Annotated in this window: 10 protein-coding genes; 2 read left to right on the top strand and 8 right to left on the bottom strand. The window is 39.3% G+C overall.

Annotated elements, in window-relative coordinates; all coding sequences use genetic code 11:
* The first annotated feature begins 125 nt into the window (after positions 1-125).
* Positions 126-1,505, top strand: coding sequence for a BspA family leucine-rich repeat surface protein (locus DKG80_RS02735; RefSeq protein WP_109829752.1), 1,380 nt, complete (start codon positions 126-128; stop codon positions 1,503-1,505).
* Positions 1,506-2,488: 983 nt separating this feature from the next.
* Here DKG80_RS02735 and DKG80_RS02730 read toward each other — a convergent pair.
* The 7 genes from DKG80_RS02730 to DKG80_RS02700 all read right to left on the bottom strand — a co-directional run bounded on the left by DKG80_RS02730 (position 2,489) and on the right by DKG80_RS02700 (position 12,292).
* Complete coding sequence (locus DKG80_RS02730; protein WP_109829751.1) at positions 2,489-2,914, bottom strand: SRPBCC domain-containing protein; 426 nt, start codon at positions 2,912-2,914, stop codon at positions 2,489-2,491.
* A gap of 750 nt (positions 2,915-3,664) precedes the next feature.
* Positions 3,665-4,267 carry an alpha-ketoglutarate-dependent dioxygenase AlkB family protein gene (locus DKG80_RS02725; protein WP_109829750.1) on the bottom strand — a complete coding sequence of 201 codons (603 nt, stop codon included), beginning with the start codon at positions 4,265-4,267 and terminating at the stop codon, positions 3,665-3,667.
* The gene (locus DKG80_RS02720) at positions 4,254-4,499 is read right to left on the bottom strand and encodes an Ada metal-binding domain-containing protein (protein ID WP_109829749.1); all 246 of its coding nucleotides are present in this window, start codon (positions 4,497-4,499) and stop codon (positions 4,254-4,256) included. Before DKG80_RS02720 ends, DKG80_RS02725 begins: the two co-directional genes overlap by 14 nt.
* 4 nt (positions 4,500-4,503) lie before the next feature.
* Positions 4,504-5,220: a 2OG-Fe(II) oxygenase gene (locus DKG80_RS02715; RefSeq protein WP_185140154.1), complete on the bottom strand. Its 717-nt coding sequence runs from the start codon at positions 5,218-5,220 to the stop codon at positions 4,504-4,506.
* Positions 5,210-6,073, bottom strand: coding sequence for a bifunctional helix-turn-helix domain-containing protein/methylated-DNA--[protein]-cysteine S-methyltransferase (locus DKG80_RS02710; protein ID WP_109829748.1), 864 nt, complete (start codon positions 6,071-6,073; stop codon positions 5,210-5,212). Before DKG80_RS02710 ends, DKG80_RS02715 begins: the two co-directional genes overlap by 11 nt.
* A 213-nt stretch (positions 6,074-6,286) precedes the next feature.
* Positions 6,287-8,071, bottom strand: coding sequence for a T9SS type A sorting domain-containing protein (locus DKG80_RS02705; protein WP_109829747.1), 1,785 nt, complete (start codon positions 8,069-8,071; stop codon positions 6,287-6,289).
* A 306-nt stretch (positions 8,072-8,377) separates the two neighbouring features.
* Complete coding sequence (locus DKG80_RS02700) at positions 8,378-12,292, bottom strand: Ig-like domain-containing protein (protein ID WP_109829746.1); 3,915 nt, start codon at positions 12,290-12,292, stop codon at positions 8,378-8,380.
* 928 nt (positions 12,293-13,220) lie between these two features.
* On the opposite strand from DKG80_RS02700, the gene DKG80_RS02695 reads away from it, so the two are divergent.
* Entirely contained in the window at positions 13,221-15,680 is a 2,460-nt protein-coding gene (locus DKG80_RS02695) for a right-handed parallel beta-helix repeat-containing protein (RefSeq protein ID WP_109829745.1), read from the top strand.
* Positions 15,681-15,755: 75 nt separating this feature from the next.
* On the opposite strand, the gene DKG80_RS02690 is transcribed toward DKG80_RS02695, so the two are convergent.
* Entirely contained in the window at positions 15,756-16,613 is an 858-nt protein-coding gene (locus DKG80_RS02690; protein WP_162555638.1) for a hypothetical protein, read from the bottom strand.
* Positions 16,614-16,658 lie beyond the last annotated feature (45 nt).

Genomic DNA, 16,658 nt, shown 5'->3' with positions numbered 1-16,658 from the left:
AATTGAAAATGCACTTTTGCAATATCATATATAACTAAAAAAAGACATCCTAACCTCCACAATTAATTATACCCGTATGGATTAGATGATCCGTGCGTTATTTGAGAATCATCAATACATTTTTTATGAAAAACTTAAAATTACTAGCCTTATCAGTCATCTTGACTGTCATTGGAATACTCGCCTGTGATGAGAACGATGCTGGACGCCAAAATACTGCGCCAGAAATCGCAGATCAATCATTCTCTGTCTTAGAAAATGCTTCTGATCAAGAAGTAATCGGTACCGTGACTGCTACCGATGCCGAGGAAGATAAATTATCATTTTCTATCTCTGAGAACGCAGACGATCTGTTTGAAATCACCGCTACAGGTGAACTGTCTCTCGCTGCAGACAAAAGTCTAGACTTCGAAACGAACAAGAGCCATACTATAACTGTACAAGTTAAAGACGCTTCTGAAACCAGTGAAGCTACTATCACCATCAATGTCTTAGACGTCGATGAAATAACTGGTGAACCAAACGAGCCTGTAGAACCAAACGAACCAGAAGCACCCTTAGAACCAGAGGAAGAAAATAAAGCTCCATCAATGGCTGATCAATCCTTCACAGTATCAGAAGATATTGCTGAAGACGTAGAGATAGGAAATATCATCGCTACAGACGAGCAAGCATTGACCTATACTCTAGTAGAGAATAGCAACGATGTTTTTGAACTATCAACTGATGGTAGACTAAGTCTAGCATCGGGAATGTCTCTAGACTACGAAGCCATAAATAGTCATGAGATCACTGTAGAAGTATCAGATGGAGAGCTAACTGCACAAGCAATAATCACTATTAAGTTGATAGAGGTATATGATCCGTTTATCACTCGATGGGAAACCTCTACAGCCTCAGAGGCGATTACTATACCTACGAAATCTAATTATACTTATGATTACACAGTAGACTGGGGAGATGGAAGTGATATAGAATCACATACAGGAGATGCTTCACATACCTATACTGAAGCAGGAACCTATATCGTAAAAATTACTGGTGAATTCCCTGCTATTTATTTTAACAATAAAGGCTCTATACTAAACATACAAGATGTAATAAGCTGGGGAGATACAGAATGGAAAACAATGGTTAACGCTTTTTGGGGTTGTTCCAACCTAGAAGTAACCGCTACTGACGCTCCGGATTTGAGTGATGTGAGTAATCTAGGGGCTATGTTTCGAGACGCTAGATCACTTAATCAGAATTTAAGTCACTGGGATGTATCGAGCGTTACCTTTATGAGTCGAATGTTTTATCAAGCTTCTTCCTTTAATCAGCCTTTAAATTGGAATGTATCTAGCGTTACAAACATGTTTGATATGTTTTATTCTGCAACGCTCTTTAATCAAGATTTGAGCGAATGGGAAACAGACAATGTCTTATCATGTGGTGGTTTTTCTAGAGGCTCCGCACTAGAAACTTCGAACCTACCAACTAAGGGCTGTTTTGGCTTTCGGTAGTAGTTAACCTCTATTCAAACCAATCTCGTATGATTGGATGATTAGTAAGAGGCTGTTTCAAAGGTTGAAAATTTCGTCAAGCTTAAATCATAGCGAAGGGTCTTCTAAGATCTTAATAGATGTTTCGCTTTGCTATTCTTGATGGTTTTTTGGCTTGGGAAAACAGCCTCTTTTTTTATTTAATAGTGTGTATTGCCTTAGTTCCGTTCCCGCTTCGAACATAACAAATGACTAACCAACTAGGTTACTTCGAGTAACCTAGTTGGTTTGCTACTTACATGAGGTGAGTTTAGCGATAGTAAATCGCTTGTCTACCCTTTTCTAAAAGTCGCTCACAACCTAAAAAAGGTAACCGTCACCCTGAGCTCAAACGAAGGGCCTTCTAAGGTCTTAGTGAGATGTTTCGCCGTACTCAACTTGACTGCGTTTTTGTATAAATAAAGACCGTAAGAATTTCGTCATCACGAACAGAGTGAAGTAATCTGTTCAAGTGAAGCACTACCCTACCAGAACAGATCGCCGCGCTGCGCTCGCGATGACGGTCATTTTACTTTTTATGTTTTTTAAGCAATGGACTCAGGTTGCTTCTTCACTTCTAAAAACAAAGCCTAACACAGGTAAAAAAGTAATCGTCATCCCTGAAGTTTTTCTCACGATAGTAGAGAAAAGCTATCAGGGATCTGGCAGATACTGCTCGTAGCTCAATTTGAATTAGTTAGATGTTTCGTCCCTGCTTATTCGGGAGACAACGTCATCACGAACAGAGTGAAGTGATCTATTCAGGTGAAGCACTACCCTAGTCGAGCAGATCGCCGCGCTGTGCTCGCGATGACGGTGTTCTAAGGCCTTAATGAGATGCTTCACGATGTTCACTGCTATTTAGTGACCAATTCTCACACTTATAAAATTGATTTTCAGGATAATGAGTAGCAAAAATGCCCTTCTAATTCTGAACGACGATATCGTCTATTAAAACGAATCTACTATTCAACGATCTGTTTGACCTGGGTAAGTACGCCATTCCAAAATTCATCTGATCGATTCTTTTGTTTTTCAGTAGGGATATTGTCTTCACTTACTGCCAAAGTGGTGTTATCGTTCTCTTGGGTGATGTCAAATGTCCATGTACGGTAGTGCTCTGGTAGGTCTGGTAGTCCATCGAAGTGACTCCAATGAGAATACTGGAGCTGGATATTAGGTTCTACATTTAGGATAATACCTTTTTCTTCATAGCTATTCCCATTGTACTCTCCTTTGAATTTGATAGGGCTTCCTACTTTCCAATCTGTAGTAATTTCTGCGCCGAAGAAATACTCCTTAGCGATCTCAGGCTTGATTAGTGCTTCCCAAATTTTCTGTGGTGTCGCCTTTATTTCAACGGACGTTTTAGATACGTATTCTTTGCTCATTGGTAAGGGTAAAATGTGTTGTTTGTTACTATGATCACTAGTACTTGGATACTATTTAGGCGATTATTTTCATACAACAGTTAGCCAAAAATAATCTGAAATATGCCAAATCCCATAAGTTTGTCTTCTGGAAGGATAACGATGCTTTGAGGAGGTATAAACCTGCTTATTCCAGCGCTAGATAACCTCCCTGCAACACTTTAGATGCTCCTTGCACGAAGATATGTTAGAGACTATCTCAAGTTCGCGACAGGCTCGTGCAACCTGCAGGAAGTTTTCGCGAGTTCGCGACGTCGAGTTACAGTGTGTTTGAAGCTTTCGCGGATTCGCGACGAGGCCATGTAGATTGTTTGGTGGTTTCGCGGATTCGCGACGCAAAGCTGCAATGTGCAGGAGAGTTTCGCGGGCTCGCGACGTGGCGCTGCAAGCTGCAGGGAACTTTCGCGAAAGTCAGCGAGTCTGTTCAACAAAGTGTGTGAGGCGTCCTAAGAAAGTTGACGGGTTTTACACTAATACTAATATTAGTTTACAATGTTACTCATTAATCCTAATTGTACTTTACAAGGACATGTATAATCCTATGTGCAGTAGACAGGCTAGGATTTAGTCCTGCTTTGGGTTGACTTCTTGTTTGTCTACTTTCTTTGTAAAGAAAGAAAGTAGAAGCCTGCTCGGCTCAAGAGCATATATGATTTAACAGAGAATCCCTGATACAATCAAAAATCTAGCAAAGTCTAAATTCATATTACTTTATCTATCAATAGTTCGAAAGGTCAGATTTATTCTAGGTGTTCTTACTTTTTTAGTGGGTGGTAGACGGTGCAGCCAGTGTGTCTGTGTTTCGCCTTTCATGACCAATAGGCTTCCTTTCTCTAGGTGAACCGATACTGTTTGTTTTGATTCTTTATGCTTAAATGAAAATTTGCGTTCGGCACCAAAACTCAAGGAGGCTATGGCTCCATTCTTCTTTAGATCCTTTTCGCCATCACTATGCCAAGCCATACCTTCCTCTCCGTCATGATAGAGGTTCAGTAAACAAGAGTTAAACGACTCCCCTGTCTTCTCTTGAACCAACGCTTTGAGTTCCAAAAGATCCTTCGTCCATGGCAAAGCTGATTTGGTAGTTTTGGAATAGGTATAGCTAAATGGTTTGTCTCCATACCAAGCTACTTTCCTTTTCGTATAGATCAGTTTTCCAAAAATGATGGCTTTGTCACATTCCCATTGAATGCCTTCGAACAATCGGTCGTAATAATATCTAGCTTTTTCAATATTCAATATCGAACCATAATACTTCACTTCTCCGTCGAAGGGTAGTATGTTCTCATTCTCTGAAGTTTCAAACAAGTCCATCTTTCCAAGTTTTATATTCATCTCGTAAACAATGTCCGCATGGCCTAAAACCTAACTCTTTCGCTTCTTCAATGGTTTTGAAAAACACACGGTTTTGTTTTTTCATTCTTTTGCCTGATCTGCATTTCAATGTACCGTATATCTTCAATTTTTGGTTTCCTCCGTAGACGACTTCCTTTTGTTTTATTTTTTGATGAAGCGCTACATCATGCATATCTACGTGTTTTATCATCTAGCTAACTTATCGCATCATGAAATATAACTCCCAAGGTATGTCGTTCTCCACTATTGACTTCGCTCACACCATGCTTCATATTTACTCTATAATATCCTCTTGACCCTTTTACAGGTCGGAAATTAGTTGTGAAAACGACCATATCACCTTTATTAGGTTGTAGAACTATCGCTTTCGATTGGGCTCTTGGTGTTTGCTGTGTCAAAACAAACTCTCCTCCTGTGAAGTCTTGATTGGGTTGGTTCAAAAAAAGAACAGCCTGAAGAGGGAAATAAACTTCTCCATATAAATCTTGATGGAGGGTGTTGAACCCACTTTTACCATATTTCAATATCAATGGTGTGGACTTGAATTGCTTACTCTGATGACACTGGTGATGTAACTCCTCCAAAGAGGGAGGAAAGACTTTATCTATCTTCAAAGCTTTCATCCATAGGTTGGCTATTGGTACCAAGTAGGGATAAGTGATTTCTCTTAAGGTTTGAATAATTTTAGGCAACGGATAGTCGAAATACTTGTATTCGCCTATTCCAAAGCGGTAACGCTCCATTACCACTGTTTTTCGATACAGTGCTTCGTTACTATATTCTTGTATTAACCCCTCACATTGATGGTCAGTCAGTACATTCGGGATGGTAACATAGCCTCTATCATGCATAGTTTCTGATACATATTCCCAATTGGTAGCTTTTATTTTTTCTTCGATACTAGCTATCATGGGAGTCGCTTGAAACGTGTTGTTTTGATGCTTCCCATCCAATAATGGCTGTTTTTCGGGTAGTTCCCCACATGTACCCGCCTATTACCCCAGTGGATTGTATGACTCTATGACACGGGATCAAAAAAGCGATGGGGTTATTGCCAATAGCTGTACCTACTGCTCTAGAGGCTTTGGGCTTTTGAATAAGGTGAGCAACATTACCGTAAGTGACTAGATTACCTGTTGGTATTTTCAGAAGGGCTTCCCATACTTTCAACTGAAACTCTGTCCCTTTCAAGTGGAGTTTGATGGTATCCAATGCGTTCCAATCTTTATTATAGACTTGCAATGCATTTTGTTGAATTTCATCGGTCTGATGGATGAATTTTGCTTTTGGAAAGCGCTGTTTCAGTTCTGAAAAGGCTTCTTTTTTATCATCCGAAAAGCCCATGTAGCAAATCCCTTTGTGTGTAGAAGCGACTAATATTTGTCCAAACAGACTATCAGCAAAGCAATAGTTTATACTCAAGCTTTCTCCTTTGCTTTTGTATTCCCCAGGTGTCATACCTTCTATTCTCACGAATAAATCATGCAATCTACCGGTACCTGAGAGTCCCGTTTGGTATGCTGTCTCTGATAGAGTGGCTTCAGAACTTTTCAATATTTGCTTGGCATGTTGAATACTGATAAACTGTAAGAATTTTTTGGGACTGACTCCTGCCCATTCGGTGAACATTTTTTGAAAATGAAAAGGACTTACATGCACTTTATTGGCTACTTCATCCAGTGTTGGCTGATCAGTATGATGAAGTCGTATGTACTCAATAGCTTCAGCGATTCTATTGTAATTGATAAGTTCTTGCTCGTTCATTAGGGTCAACTTCTAAATGACAACTCTTCTTCTTGAGTCAACTAATTTTATTCGTGACGAAAATAGAATTGATCCCATTGTTAGAAAACCCGATTCTTGCTAAAGATTGATTTAAACAATACTATTCTAAATTTTAAGATTTGGTTAAAACTAACAAACAAAAAGGGAGGCCAAAGCCTCCCCATATTTGTATACAAAATAAAGCCGTTTCTTTTACTTGATTATCAGTCTTTGTGTCTGACTTCCCTTGCCTGAACTGATATTGAGGTAGTAAGTCCCTTTGCTAAGGCTTTCCAAGTTCAATACTGTATTGGTAGTAGTAACAATATGTGAGTCTACCTCTCGACCCACAGCATTCATTACTTTGATAACAGCCCCTTTCTGACATGTAACATTCAGGATACCGGTTGTGGGATTAGGATAAGAAGAAATCTTAACTTGAGCTATTGACGGTTCATCAGTATCTATTACTCTAGCATTGGATGCAACCATATTAAAGAATGCATCTTCTTGTGCAATGTTTGTTCGCCAATCACCACCTTTGGGACGGAGTGCGACACGAGCTAGGTAATTATTCCCTTTTGCCAGCCCTTTCGGCAATGTAACTTTTATTGTCGTTTGTTTAGTTCCTGCGCTTACAGACACGGTTTTGTTGGTAATGTAGACATTCTGAGGTGTTTTAATTACAACATCTATATCACGTCCTGTCGTAGCTGTATACCCTACTTTTATCGAGATTTGAGTTTGAGCATTGGTAATAGAAGCAGGGATATTGACGACCGAAATAGCTTCCTTCTTAGGTTTTGATACGACATCGAAAAATGCATCTTCTTGTACAATATTGGTCTGCCAATTACCTCCTTTGGGACGCAGAGCCACACGAACTAGGTAATTCTTGCCTACTGGTTGTCCATTTGGCAACTTCACTTTGATAGTGGTTTGCTTCTTACCAGCACTAATTGATACGGTTTTGTTGGTGATATACACATTCTGTGGAGTTTTGATCACTACATCTATATCGCGTCCTGTCTTGGCAGTATAACTTACTTTGACTGGTATTTCTAGCGTGGTAGGAGATACAGTAGCCGGCAGTTCTGCGATAGATATCAGTTCTTTAACTATTGGGTTGCTCTTACCTACAGGTATAAAATCACTTCCTATCCAGTTTTTGAGTTTATTGTAATTACCAAATTCATCGTTGTGAATGAGATAGTACACCATTCCTGCGTCTGAATAATCTCCTCGACCTAGGATAGATTTACCTCTAGTATACACCCAGTTGACGGATGGGTCTGGATGGTTTTTCATCCAAGTCCACCTGTTCCATGATGCGCTGAAATCATTCTGATCTCCGTATGGGTTTGGCTCGGCTCCATTTTGGTCATCTATCTCTACGAAGTTGACTTTTGATCCGAAGTTATTCTTCATTTCTTTCCACGTCCAGCCACTATGGTTTTCACCTTTGGCAGGGTTGTCAGAATGTCGTTCGTTCCAAGTAGAGTGAGATATGACAGTCACATGATTGAGTGAGCTGCCGAGTTCTGCATTGGCTCGTTTGAGACCTTCACCTACGACTTGCATAGGGCCAGCTGCTACTATGAAGAGAGGATCATTGGCGGTAGACTTGACTATCTCATCTTTGAATGCATTGTAGGCTGCTTGAGGGTTTTCTACTGCTGCCATGAATTTGGTATTCCAAAAGTTCCAGCGATCATCTGAACCATTGATACTCGCTTTCATCCTAGCTAGATCATTTTTTTCACTACCCCAGATGTGGTCTGCATAAGTATAGAGCACTGTCTGTTCATGTAACTCCCCCTTAGCAAGGATCATTAGTGTCAACATGGTAGCGAGCATATCATCGTTGTCATGCTTATTACCATCAGAACTCAAGGCTATTCTTCCTTTGCCTTTATAGTAGTTAGGTCCTCCTGCCCAGCTATTCTGAACAATAGATAAAATCATCATAGCTACAATTAGTAAACATTTAGTTTTCATATTATGGTGTGCTTGGTTGAAAATTGTTGTCTACAGAATTTAAAAAATACAGATGTCGATTTGATAAGTGAAAAACGTAGTTATGGGGAGTTAAAAATTGGGGCTGTCGAAAAGAGTGTGATTTGTATTTACCCAACATTTAGGTGAGAAATAACCATATGTATCTTTGAATCACACAACTTTTTACTAAACAACGGTTACTTAATTCAATTTGCTTTAAATCAATAAATTATCTCCCTGACAAGTATTCTTTTAAAACAAAAAGGAGGCCGAAGCCTCCTCATTGTTGTGCGCAATAATTAAGAGTTATTTGATGATAAGTCTTTGTGTCACATTACCTGTATCAGAGTTGATCTGAATCAAATAGGTTCCACTACTCAGGCCTGTCAGATTCAATACTGGATCAGCTTTAGTAGCAACTTGAGCTTCTACTATACCACCCACATTGTTCATAATCATGATGACTGCTCCTTCTTCACACTTTACGTTTACTATACCTGATGACGGATTTGGATAGAAGGATATCACAGGCCTGTCAATAGCTGAATCTTCATCTATTATTCTAGCATTGGATGCCGTACCCGTTACCGTTAGTTCTGGTCTCAGAGTAGCGTTGCCGTTTTCATCCGAAGCGAATGATACATCATTACCAGATACCTGAGATACTATTAAAGTCAACTCTCCACCTGCTGTTAGCTGTGTATGATCCAAGGTCCATACATAAGTACTTCCTTTAGCATAGGTAGAATTTTTGGTAGCTAGTACGCCACTTGAAGATGGGGCATTGGAAGTAGATAAATTCAATTCTGTCCAGCTATTGCCATTTCCAGCTGCTATTTGAATCACACCATTTCCTGCGTCAGAGCTAACTCCTAGTTTTAGCTCAGCACTTTCTATAGAAGTTAACGAGCTCAGATCAAACTTCAGATAGCTTACTCTCTTTCCTGACTCTACTCTTAGGTCTGTAGAGTTGAATCGAGTGGAGTTTTGTAAGTAAGCATCTTGTATAGCACTCAAATTGACTGTTTGACTTACAGGAATAGCTACGGTGATATTGGCAACAGCCTCGAAACCTCCATCATCAGTGGTAACAGTAATTGCTGCTGTACCATTTGCCACTGCGGTCACTAATCCATTTCCATCTACCGTAGCCACTGCATCATTGTCAGAGGACCATGTCACACCTTGATTAGCCGCATTAGCTGGACTTATAGTAGCACTCAGTTGTTGAGTCGCTCCTTGTGAGTCAAGAGTAGCACTCACAGGGTTGACAGTCACGCCATCTACAGCTACACTAGCTGGTACAACATCGAATGTGCCATTATCTACTAGAATATTCGTCTGCCAATTGCCTCCAACAGGCCTTAAGGCTACGCTAATAATATAGTCACTGGCTACTGTCAATGGTGACGCTAGTGAAACTGTAATCGTCGACTGACCAGATCCTGCTGTAAAATTGACTTGGTTATTGGCGATGTATGTATCTCCCGGTGTTCTTACGGCCACATTGATATCTCTAGCTTCATTGGCAGTATAACTTACCGTGACCGGAATCTGGGTTTGTGAGTCAGTGATAGAAGTGGGAATACTCACTATTGAAATAGCCTCATCTGCAGATTCTTCTGCTACATCAAACGTGGTATCATCCTCAACAATATTTGTCTGCCAGTTACCTCCATTTGGGCGAAGCGCTACATCAATAATGTAATCATCAGCTATAGCTAATCCTTGAGGTAAGGTTACTGTGATCGTCGTTTGACTAGTTCCAGCACCTACAGCTATTTGATTATTCGCAATGTAAACATCTTGCGGTGTCTTGATAGCTACGTTGATATCGCGACCTGCCTCAGCTGTATAACTTACAGTCACAGGAACTTCGAGTGCTGTAGGTAGAATAGAAGCGGGTGAACTTACAATAGTTACTACTTCATCATCTATTGGAGGATCAGTAGTATCTTTTGTATCACATACTTTCAAACTTCTCCACCTTCCTCGTGCTGTTGCAAAACCATTTCCTTCTGGAACTAGGTTATTTGAAACTTGATTTGAAGTGACTCTGATCACATCTCCAGTTTTGATAGCGATAGGAGTATCATTCATCAGTAAATCTTCATATGTATAGGCTGGTGTAGAAGTTCCAAAGATTCTAGCAGCTTGCTTCTCTCCTACTTTAGTTCCATTGAGGTAAACTGCGTAAGTACATTCTCCATCTGGCTCTCCTACAGCCTTGACAGTAAAATAGACATTGCCATCTGCACCGGTATAAGTTTCCTCTGCTGCAATCGGCTGAGTAAGACCATTGCTACTAGCCGCACCGATTATTTCTGCTCCTTTGTTCACTCCATCCGCTGGAGTTCCCGGTACTGTATTTTTAGTAGCAGGGTCGTATCCTGCAACTGTTATGTCATCAAAGTCATGTGCATTGATCGTACTACAAATGTTCACCACAGGTGTACAAGTTGGACGCATTCGTACGGGAGTATTAGTGGCCAAATCAGCTCTTTCAGCTATGGTGACTCCTGTTTGTTCTTTGACAAATAGATAGTAATCAATAGCTGTTCGCTGTGCTCTACCACTGACTGAGAAGGTGTATTCTTCGCCAGCTTTGAGGTTATAGACAGGATTGTATTTAGTATGATTAACATCAAGCTTGACAAATGCTCCCCAGTCTCCTTTCAGTGGATTTCCTCCATCATGGCCCCTACCATAGAGCTTAGACCAGCTCGTCAAAATACTCAATGAGGCGTTATTCCCAGAGGTGAAATCACCCGCCATTTTCACATATATATCATTACACTTATCCCAAACTGCTCCTTGTAAGTTTTGAGCCATTCTACCTGTCAATCTATAATTGCCTGATGTCTTAGGTGTGAATTTGTAAATCAGAATATCCTGTCCTGAAGTGTTGCCATTTTCTGTTCCTCCTGTATACTCTAGGTAAGCGTTATTCAATGGTAATACTCCTGAAGTCCCTTCAATGTATTGAGGATGACTAGGCTGACGAATTACCCATTTACCAAGGTCAGAATTGGTTGCTTCTGCTTCGAAGCTGATAAAATCATCTCCTACACAATAACTACTGCCGTCCACAGTACCTACATCAATGGTCGCTTTGGCGGTATAGCCTCTATCATTCGTCTTGGCTGTTATTGTAACCGTTCCTGCTTTAACGCCAGTTACTAATCCAGAGGTACTGACTGTAGCTACAGCACTATTACTGGTGGTCCATACTACAGATTTATCAGTGGCAGTCGCTGGACTGACTACTGCATTTAATTGAACCGTTCCACCTATATCAGCTATTAGATGATAACTTGGGTTGATGACTACTCCACTGACTGCTCCGGGATCATCTGTACCTACGGGTATGAATTCATTACCTATCCAGTCTCTCAGTGTGTTATAGTTACCATACTCATCATTATGAATCAAATAATAGAGCATTCCTGCGTCAGAGTAGTCTCCTCTTCCTAAAATTGACTTACCTCTAGTATATACCCAATTGACTGAAGGATCAGGATGTGTACTCATCCAAGTCCATTTATTCCAGGATGCGCTGAAGTCATTTTCGTCTCCATACGGATTTGGTTCAGCACCATTTTGATCATCGATCTCTACAAAGTTGACCTTAGACCCAAAAGAGTTTTTCATTTCAGCCCATGTCCAGCCACTGTGATTTTCACCATTGGCGGGACTGTCTGAGTGTCTTTCGTTCCAAGTCGAATGTGAAATGACGGTTACATGGTTAAGTGAGCTACCCAGTTCTGCATTAGCTCTATTAAGTCCTTCCCCTACAACTTGCATAGGTCCTGCTGCCACAATAAACAATGGGTCATCAGAAGTGGACTTAACTATCTCATCTTTGAAAGCATCATACGCTGCGTCAGGATCTTCTACTGCTGCCATGAATTTGGTATTCCAAAAATTCCAATAATCATCAGAACCTTCAATACTGGCTTTCATTCTTGCAAGATCATTGCTCTCACTGCCCCAGACATGGTCTGCATAGGTATACAACACCGTCTGTTCATGCAACCCTCCTTTAGCGAGGATCATCAGTGTCATCATGGTCGCTAGCATGTCGTCATTATCATGCTTATTGCCATCCGAACTTAAGGCTACTCTTCCTTTGCCTTGATAGTAGTTTGGCCCTCCTGCCCAGCTATTCTGCACAATAGATAGACACATCAGAGCCACAATGAGTAAACGTTTAGTTCTCATTTGAAAATGTGTTTAGTTAAAAATCAGTTGTACAATCAATCTAATGATACCAGTAGGCAATTGCCGTTGTTAGAAATAAGAATAAGGTTGGCAAAAACAGAATGATTTATAAATACCCACCATTTCTTTAGAAATACCTACCCAAATCCCCTCAAGCAAAAAAAGTTACGGGTGAAATCATAATTTGCTTATAAACATCAATAATTCTTAAATGCGTACTCCAACATGGGGGGTAAAGCCGTTGTTTTTAAGCTGTCTTTTTGAATACAATCCTCTATAACTTGTATGACTGAGAATCATAATTGATTTTAGAACATATTCTTCAACCACTAAAATCATCTGATTGTGAACCTCTAATTACCTTAATCATTTTAAGACACATCATATACAATAGACAGGTATGGAGTTCTCCTAAGGTTTCCAAAAGAAAAGGTCTATGGAAAATCGACTTTTAAGACAACGGGAATTTGGAGACTCTATATCTGACAATATGTTAGACCAAACTTCTCTGAAATAGACTTGGAATAATTGCATAGCCTGTAAAGGGGGACATTTTCTACTCACAAGGCTTGAATGAAATAGGGTAACTCGGATATTCAATTTTTCTAGGGTCACGAACTAGGTACTTAATAGACAAAAACGGAAACGTTCTTAACTCAAGTTATGATAAGGCAAAATCTCCTCTTCTATTAAAAGAAAATTTAACAAAACACCGCTAAAAAACCCTGAATCACACTTTTTCAGTTAATGCAGTAAAGTTTATAAACGCTAATGTGTTAAGTTAATATTATCAAAAACTGCCATACGGCAGGTTTTAACATTTACTGAGTAATAACTTAACGTCTCTATTTTCATTCTTTCCCACCCCTACCTAAACCACTATACCACAATAAATTACGGTGTTTACCTACAAATTATGATTAAGACTATGAAAAACTTTACCCAGTTATTAGGGCGAGGAAGTGTATTGTATGCACTTTTCTTATCCTTTACCTTAACTACCTACGCGGCAACTGTCCACGTAGCAAAATCAGGAACTAATGCGCTCTCAGGAAGAGGTTCAAGTTCCAAACCGTACAAAACCATTAGTTACTTATTTAATAACGGACTAGTAACATCAGGAGATGTAATCCTTGTGCATGAAGGAGTATATAGAGAGACTGTGACTGTCAATGTAAACAATGTAACTATCAGACCAAGAGGAAATGATATAGTATCAATCTCAGGTGCTAATTGGTATGGTAGCGCAAGTTGGCAAGCTGATAATAGTAGACCAGGCGTTTTTAAAATGACCTTGAACAAGAATAATGTAGAGACTGACTTCACTCAATTATTCGTTAATGGTCAACATCAGCAAATTGCTAGGTTTCCGAATAATACCGCTCCAGTGAAAAACTATATGTCTGGCGCGAATAGAGAAATGATGAATCCACTCGATCAGAAAAGTGGGTTTGCTGTTTTACTAAATGCCAGTAAACCTTCTGGTGCTAATCAAACTGGAAAAGTCACTTTCTCTTGGCACAATGGCACTCCAAAATTACCCAATGTAACGTTTTCGAATGAAGCCATTTTAAGAGGGTTTATCGGAAAGCTTCGAAATAATATTTTTTCATATTCTCAAGATGGCGGAAATATAAAAAGAGCAGGGAATCGACTAGTAACCTTCAAAGCTTTCAATACTCAAGGAAACAACTGGGCTGAAGCAGCGGCTTATTCGGCTCCTGAAGGATTTGGCTATATCATGGATCTTTCTGTGCTTGACTACAATGGTGAATGGTTCTACAAGAAAACTGCAAACACACTTTATTACAAACCTATTGGCGGCTCGATGTCTGGTAAAGGCGTTGAAGTAAGACAGAGAAAATATGCTTTAAAAGTAAGAGCTAATAATGTCTCCATTGAGGATATTGATATCAAGGCTGGGGAAGTAGAATTAAAAAACTCTAGCAACACATCATTTACCCGATGTACTTTCACATACATGACTCCTTTTCATTACAGAAGGCAATATGGTGTATTCAGACAAGGTATTGTTCTGGATAACGCTGACAATTCTAAATTTGAAAGCTGTTACATAGGTCATACTTGGGGTAGCGGAATAATCATCCTTAAAGGGTCTGACAACACGAAAATCAACAACTGTATACTGGAGGACATAGGATGGATGGGACAATTCACCATTTCTCTTGAAAATAATGGGAATAATACCCAAGTGACCAACAACACATTTGGTAAGGCTTCAAGGTTCCATATTCGTACTACCGAATCGGTATACACCAAGATCACAGATAATGAATTTCACCATGCTATGAGTATGGGAGAAGATGCTGGTTCTATTATGTTCACTAGTACTGGGAAATCTGCTCAACTCAACATGAATGGCACCCTTATCGCCTGGAATAAGATTCATAGCATTAGTGGGATTCCTGCTTATGATACAGACCCAAAATACAACAGACAAAAAGTAGTCGCTTTGTATCTAGAGGATGTGGACAATTACACCGTACATCACAATCTAATTTATGATATCAAAGGAGACAGCTATGTAAGTAAAAGGTTGAAATCGAATGGGCAACCTCAGGAAACGCAGAGTAAAGGAGATGTCATGTATCTAGGACCGAGAAACAGAAACCTAACTCGGAAAATGGATTACTATAATAACACTTGTTGGAACTATGATTACTTCATGACCTTTTGGCATCATAGCAATACCCCGGCTGACGTTAACAATTGCAACGTTAAAAATAACATACTAATGGAAGGTGGATCCAATAGTGTAAGTGCAGGGGCAAATAGTGTGACTGAATCAAGCTTTTACAACTTCACTTTGGAAGTTGCGAAGTCTCCTCTGAATTATACCATCAGTGGTGCTCGAAATAGAACAGTTATAAATGCATCGGATCATTTCGTAAATGCAAACAATGGTAATTATAGACTTAAGTCTAACTCAGCCTATAACAATGACGGTATTGTAATTTCAGGAATTACTACTGAAACTACTCCTGCTATTGGTGCATGGGAAGGTAAGGCCAACTGGCAACGAGAGAGAGTATTCAACGCTGGAGCTAACATCACCAGCACTACTTTCGCTTCTAATAGCAGAGACATTACTGAAGAATTAGAGGAAGGAACTATTATTGAAACTGAGAGCATCGTTTACCCTAACCCTTTTGATCAATTTCTTCAGGTTTCGATTGACCCCAATAACTTAATTGAAGGTACTGTAGAAGTGAAACTCAAAAATGTAAATGGAAACACCGTTTTAAGTAAAAGTGTTGACTCTTCTGAAAATCTAGGAATAAATACTTCTAAGTTAGTAGCTGGAGTTTACTTCTTAGAAGTGAACTATAAACAAGGTCAGATTATTAGAAAAGTAATAAAACAATAGGTTCTCAAAAGTTAAAAACAAAAGGTGCTGTCTCAAACAACTTAATGAGATAGCATCTTTTACTAAACTTAAGTATCACTTTATTTCTTCGAAGTCAGAGTTCATCTTAATGACATTTCCATCTTTGAATTCAATAGAAAAATACTCTCCTTCTTTGCTCTTGTCATAATTCAACCTACCAAAATTTTTCAATCCTCCTCTATCAGCTACATACATCATTAGGTTTAATGGAAGGAAATCATAGTTATTCATATAGTAGCGGGTATAGTACCATTCTCCATCTTCAGTATATACTATCTTACCTTTTTGATAATCTACAATATCAGTTTTGAACACCACCTGATACTGATAACAGTTAGGCTCATCTGCTTTTTTTCCTTCTAGGATGTACACATTTTCCAATCTTGATACAATATCCTTTTTCACAGACTTAGTCAAAATACCTTTGATATGCATAGGACCTGATTTCATTCTCTTAAACTTTTTATTCAGACAATAAACCTCTCCTGACTTCATGGAAACTAAATAGTAAGGATCAGAATGATAACTCTGAATATAATCTGCTCCTCTAAAACTCTCTCTCATTTCTTCTCCTACCATATCACCGATTAGATCATTGGCATTTTTAGCTGATCGAGGAATACTTTGCCTAGACTCTACCCATTGACCGTTAGAATCATAGTCTACTCTCATTCTTGTTCTTAGGCCAGGGATCATCTCTCCTACTCCCATAGCCCAATAAAAATCCCAAGGTCTGTAATTTATTTTTTTCAGTTCAAAACTCGGAATTCTTTTGGCTACATCAGCCTTAATCATTTCTACCTCTTTTGGATCTTCCTGAGCTAAAGCCACCTGCTCAAACCCGATACTAAACATCAATAAAAAACTGTATAAGGCTACCCTTGAATAAGGAATAATTTTTCTTCTATTCATCATCATCATGCACATTTTCTAAGTTGCTGCTCTTATAAAATTATC

It is taken from the genome of Reichenbachiella versicolor, assembly GCF_003171675.1.
Lineage (GTDB): Bacteria > Bacteroidota > Bacteroidia > Cytophagales > Cyclobacteriaceae > Reichenbachiella > Reichenbachiella versicolor.
This window is presented reverse-complemented; position numbering and strand designations above follow the sequence as displayed.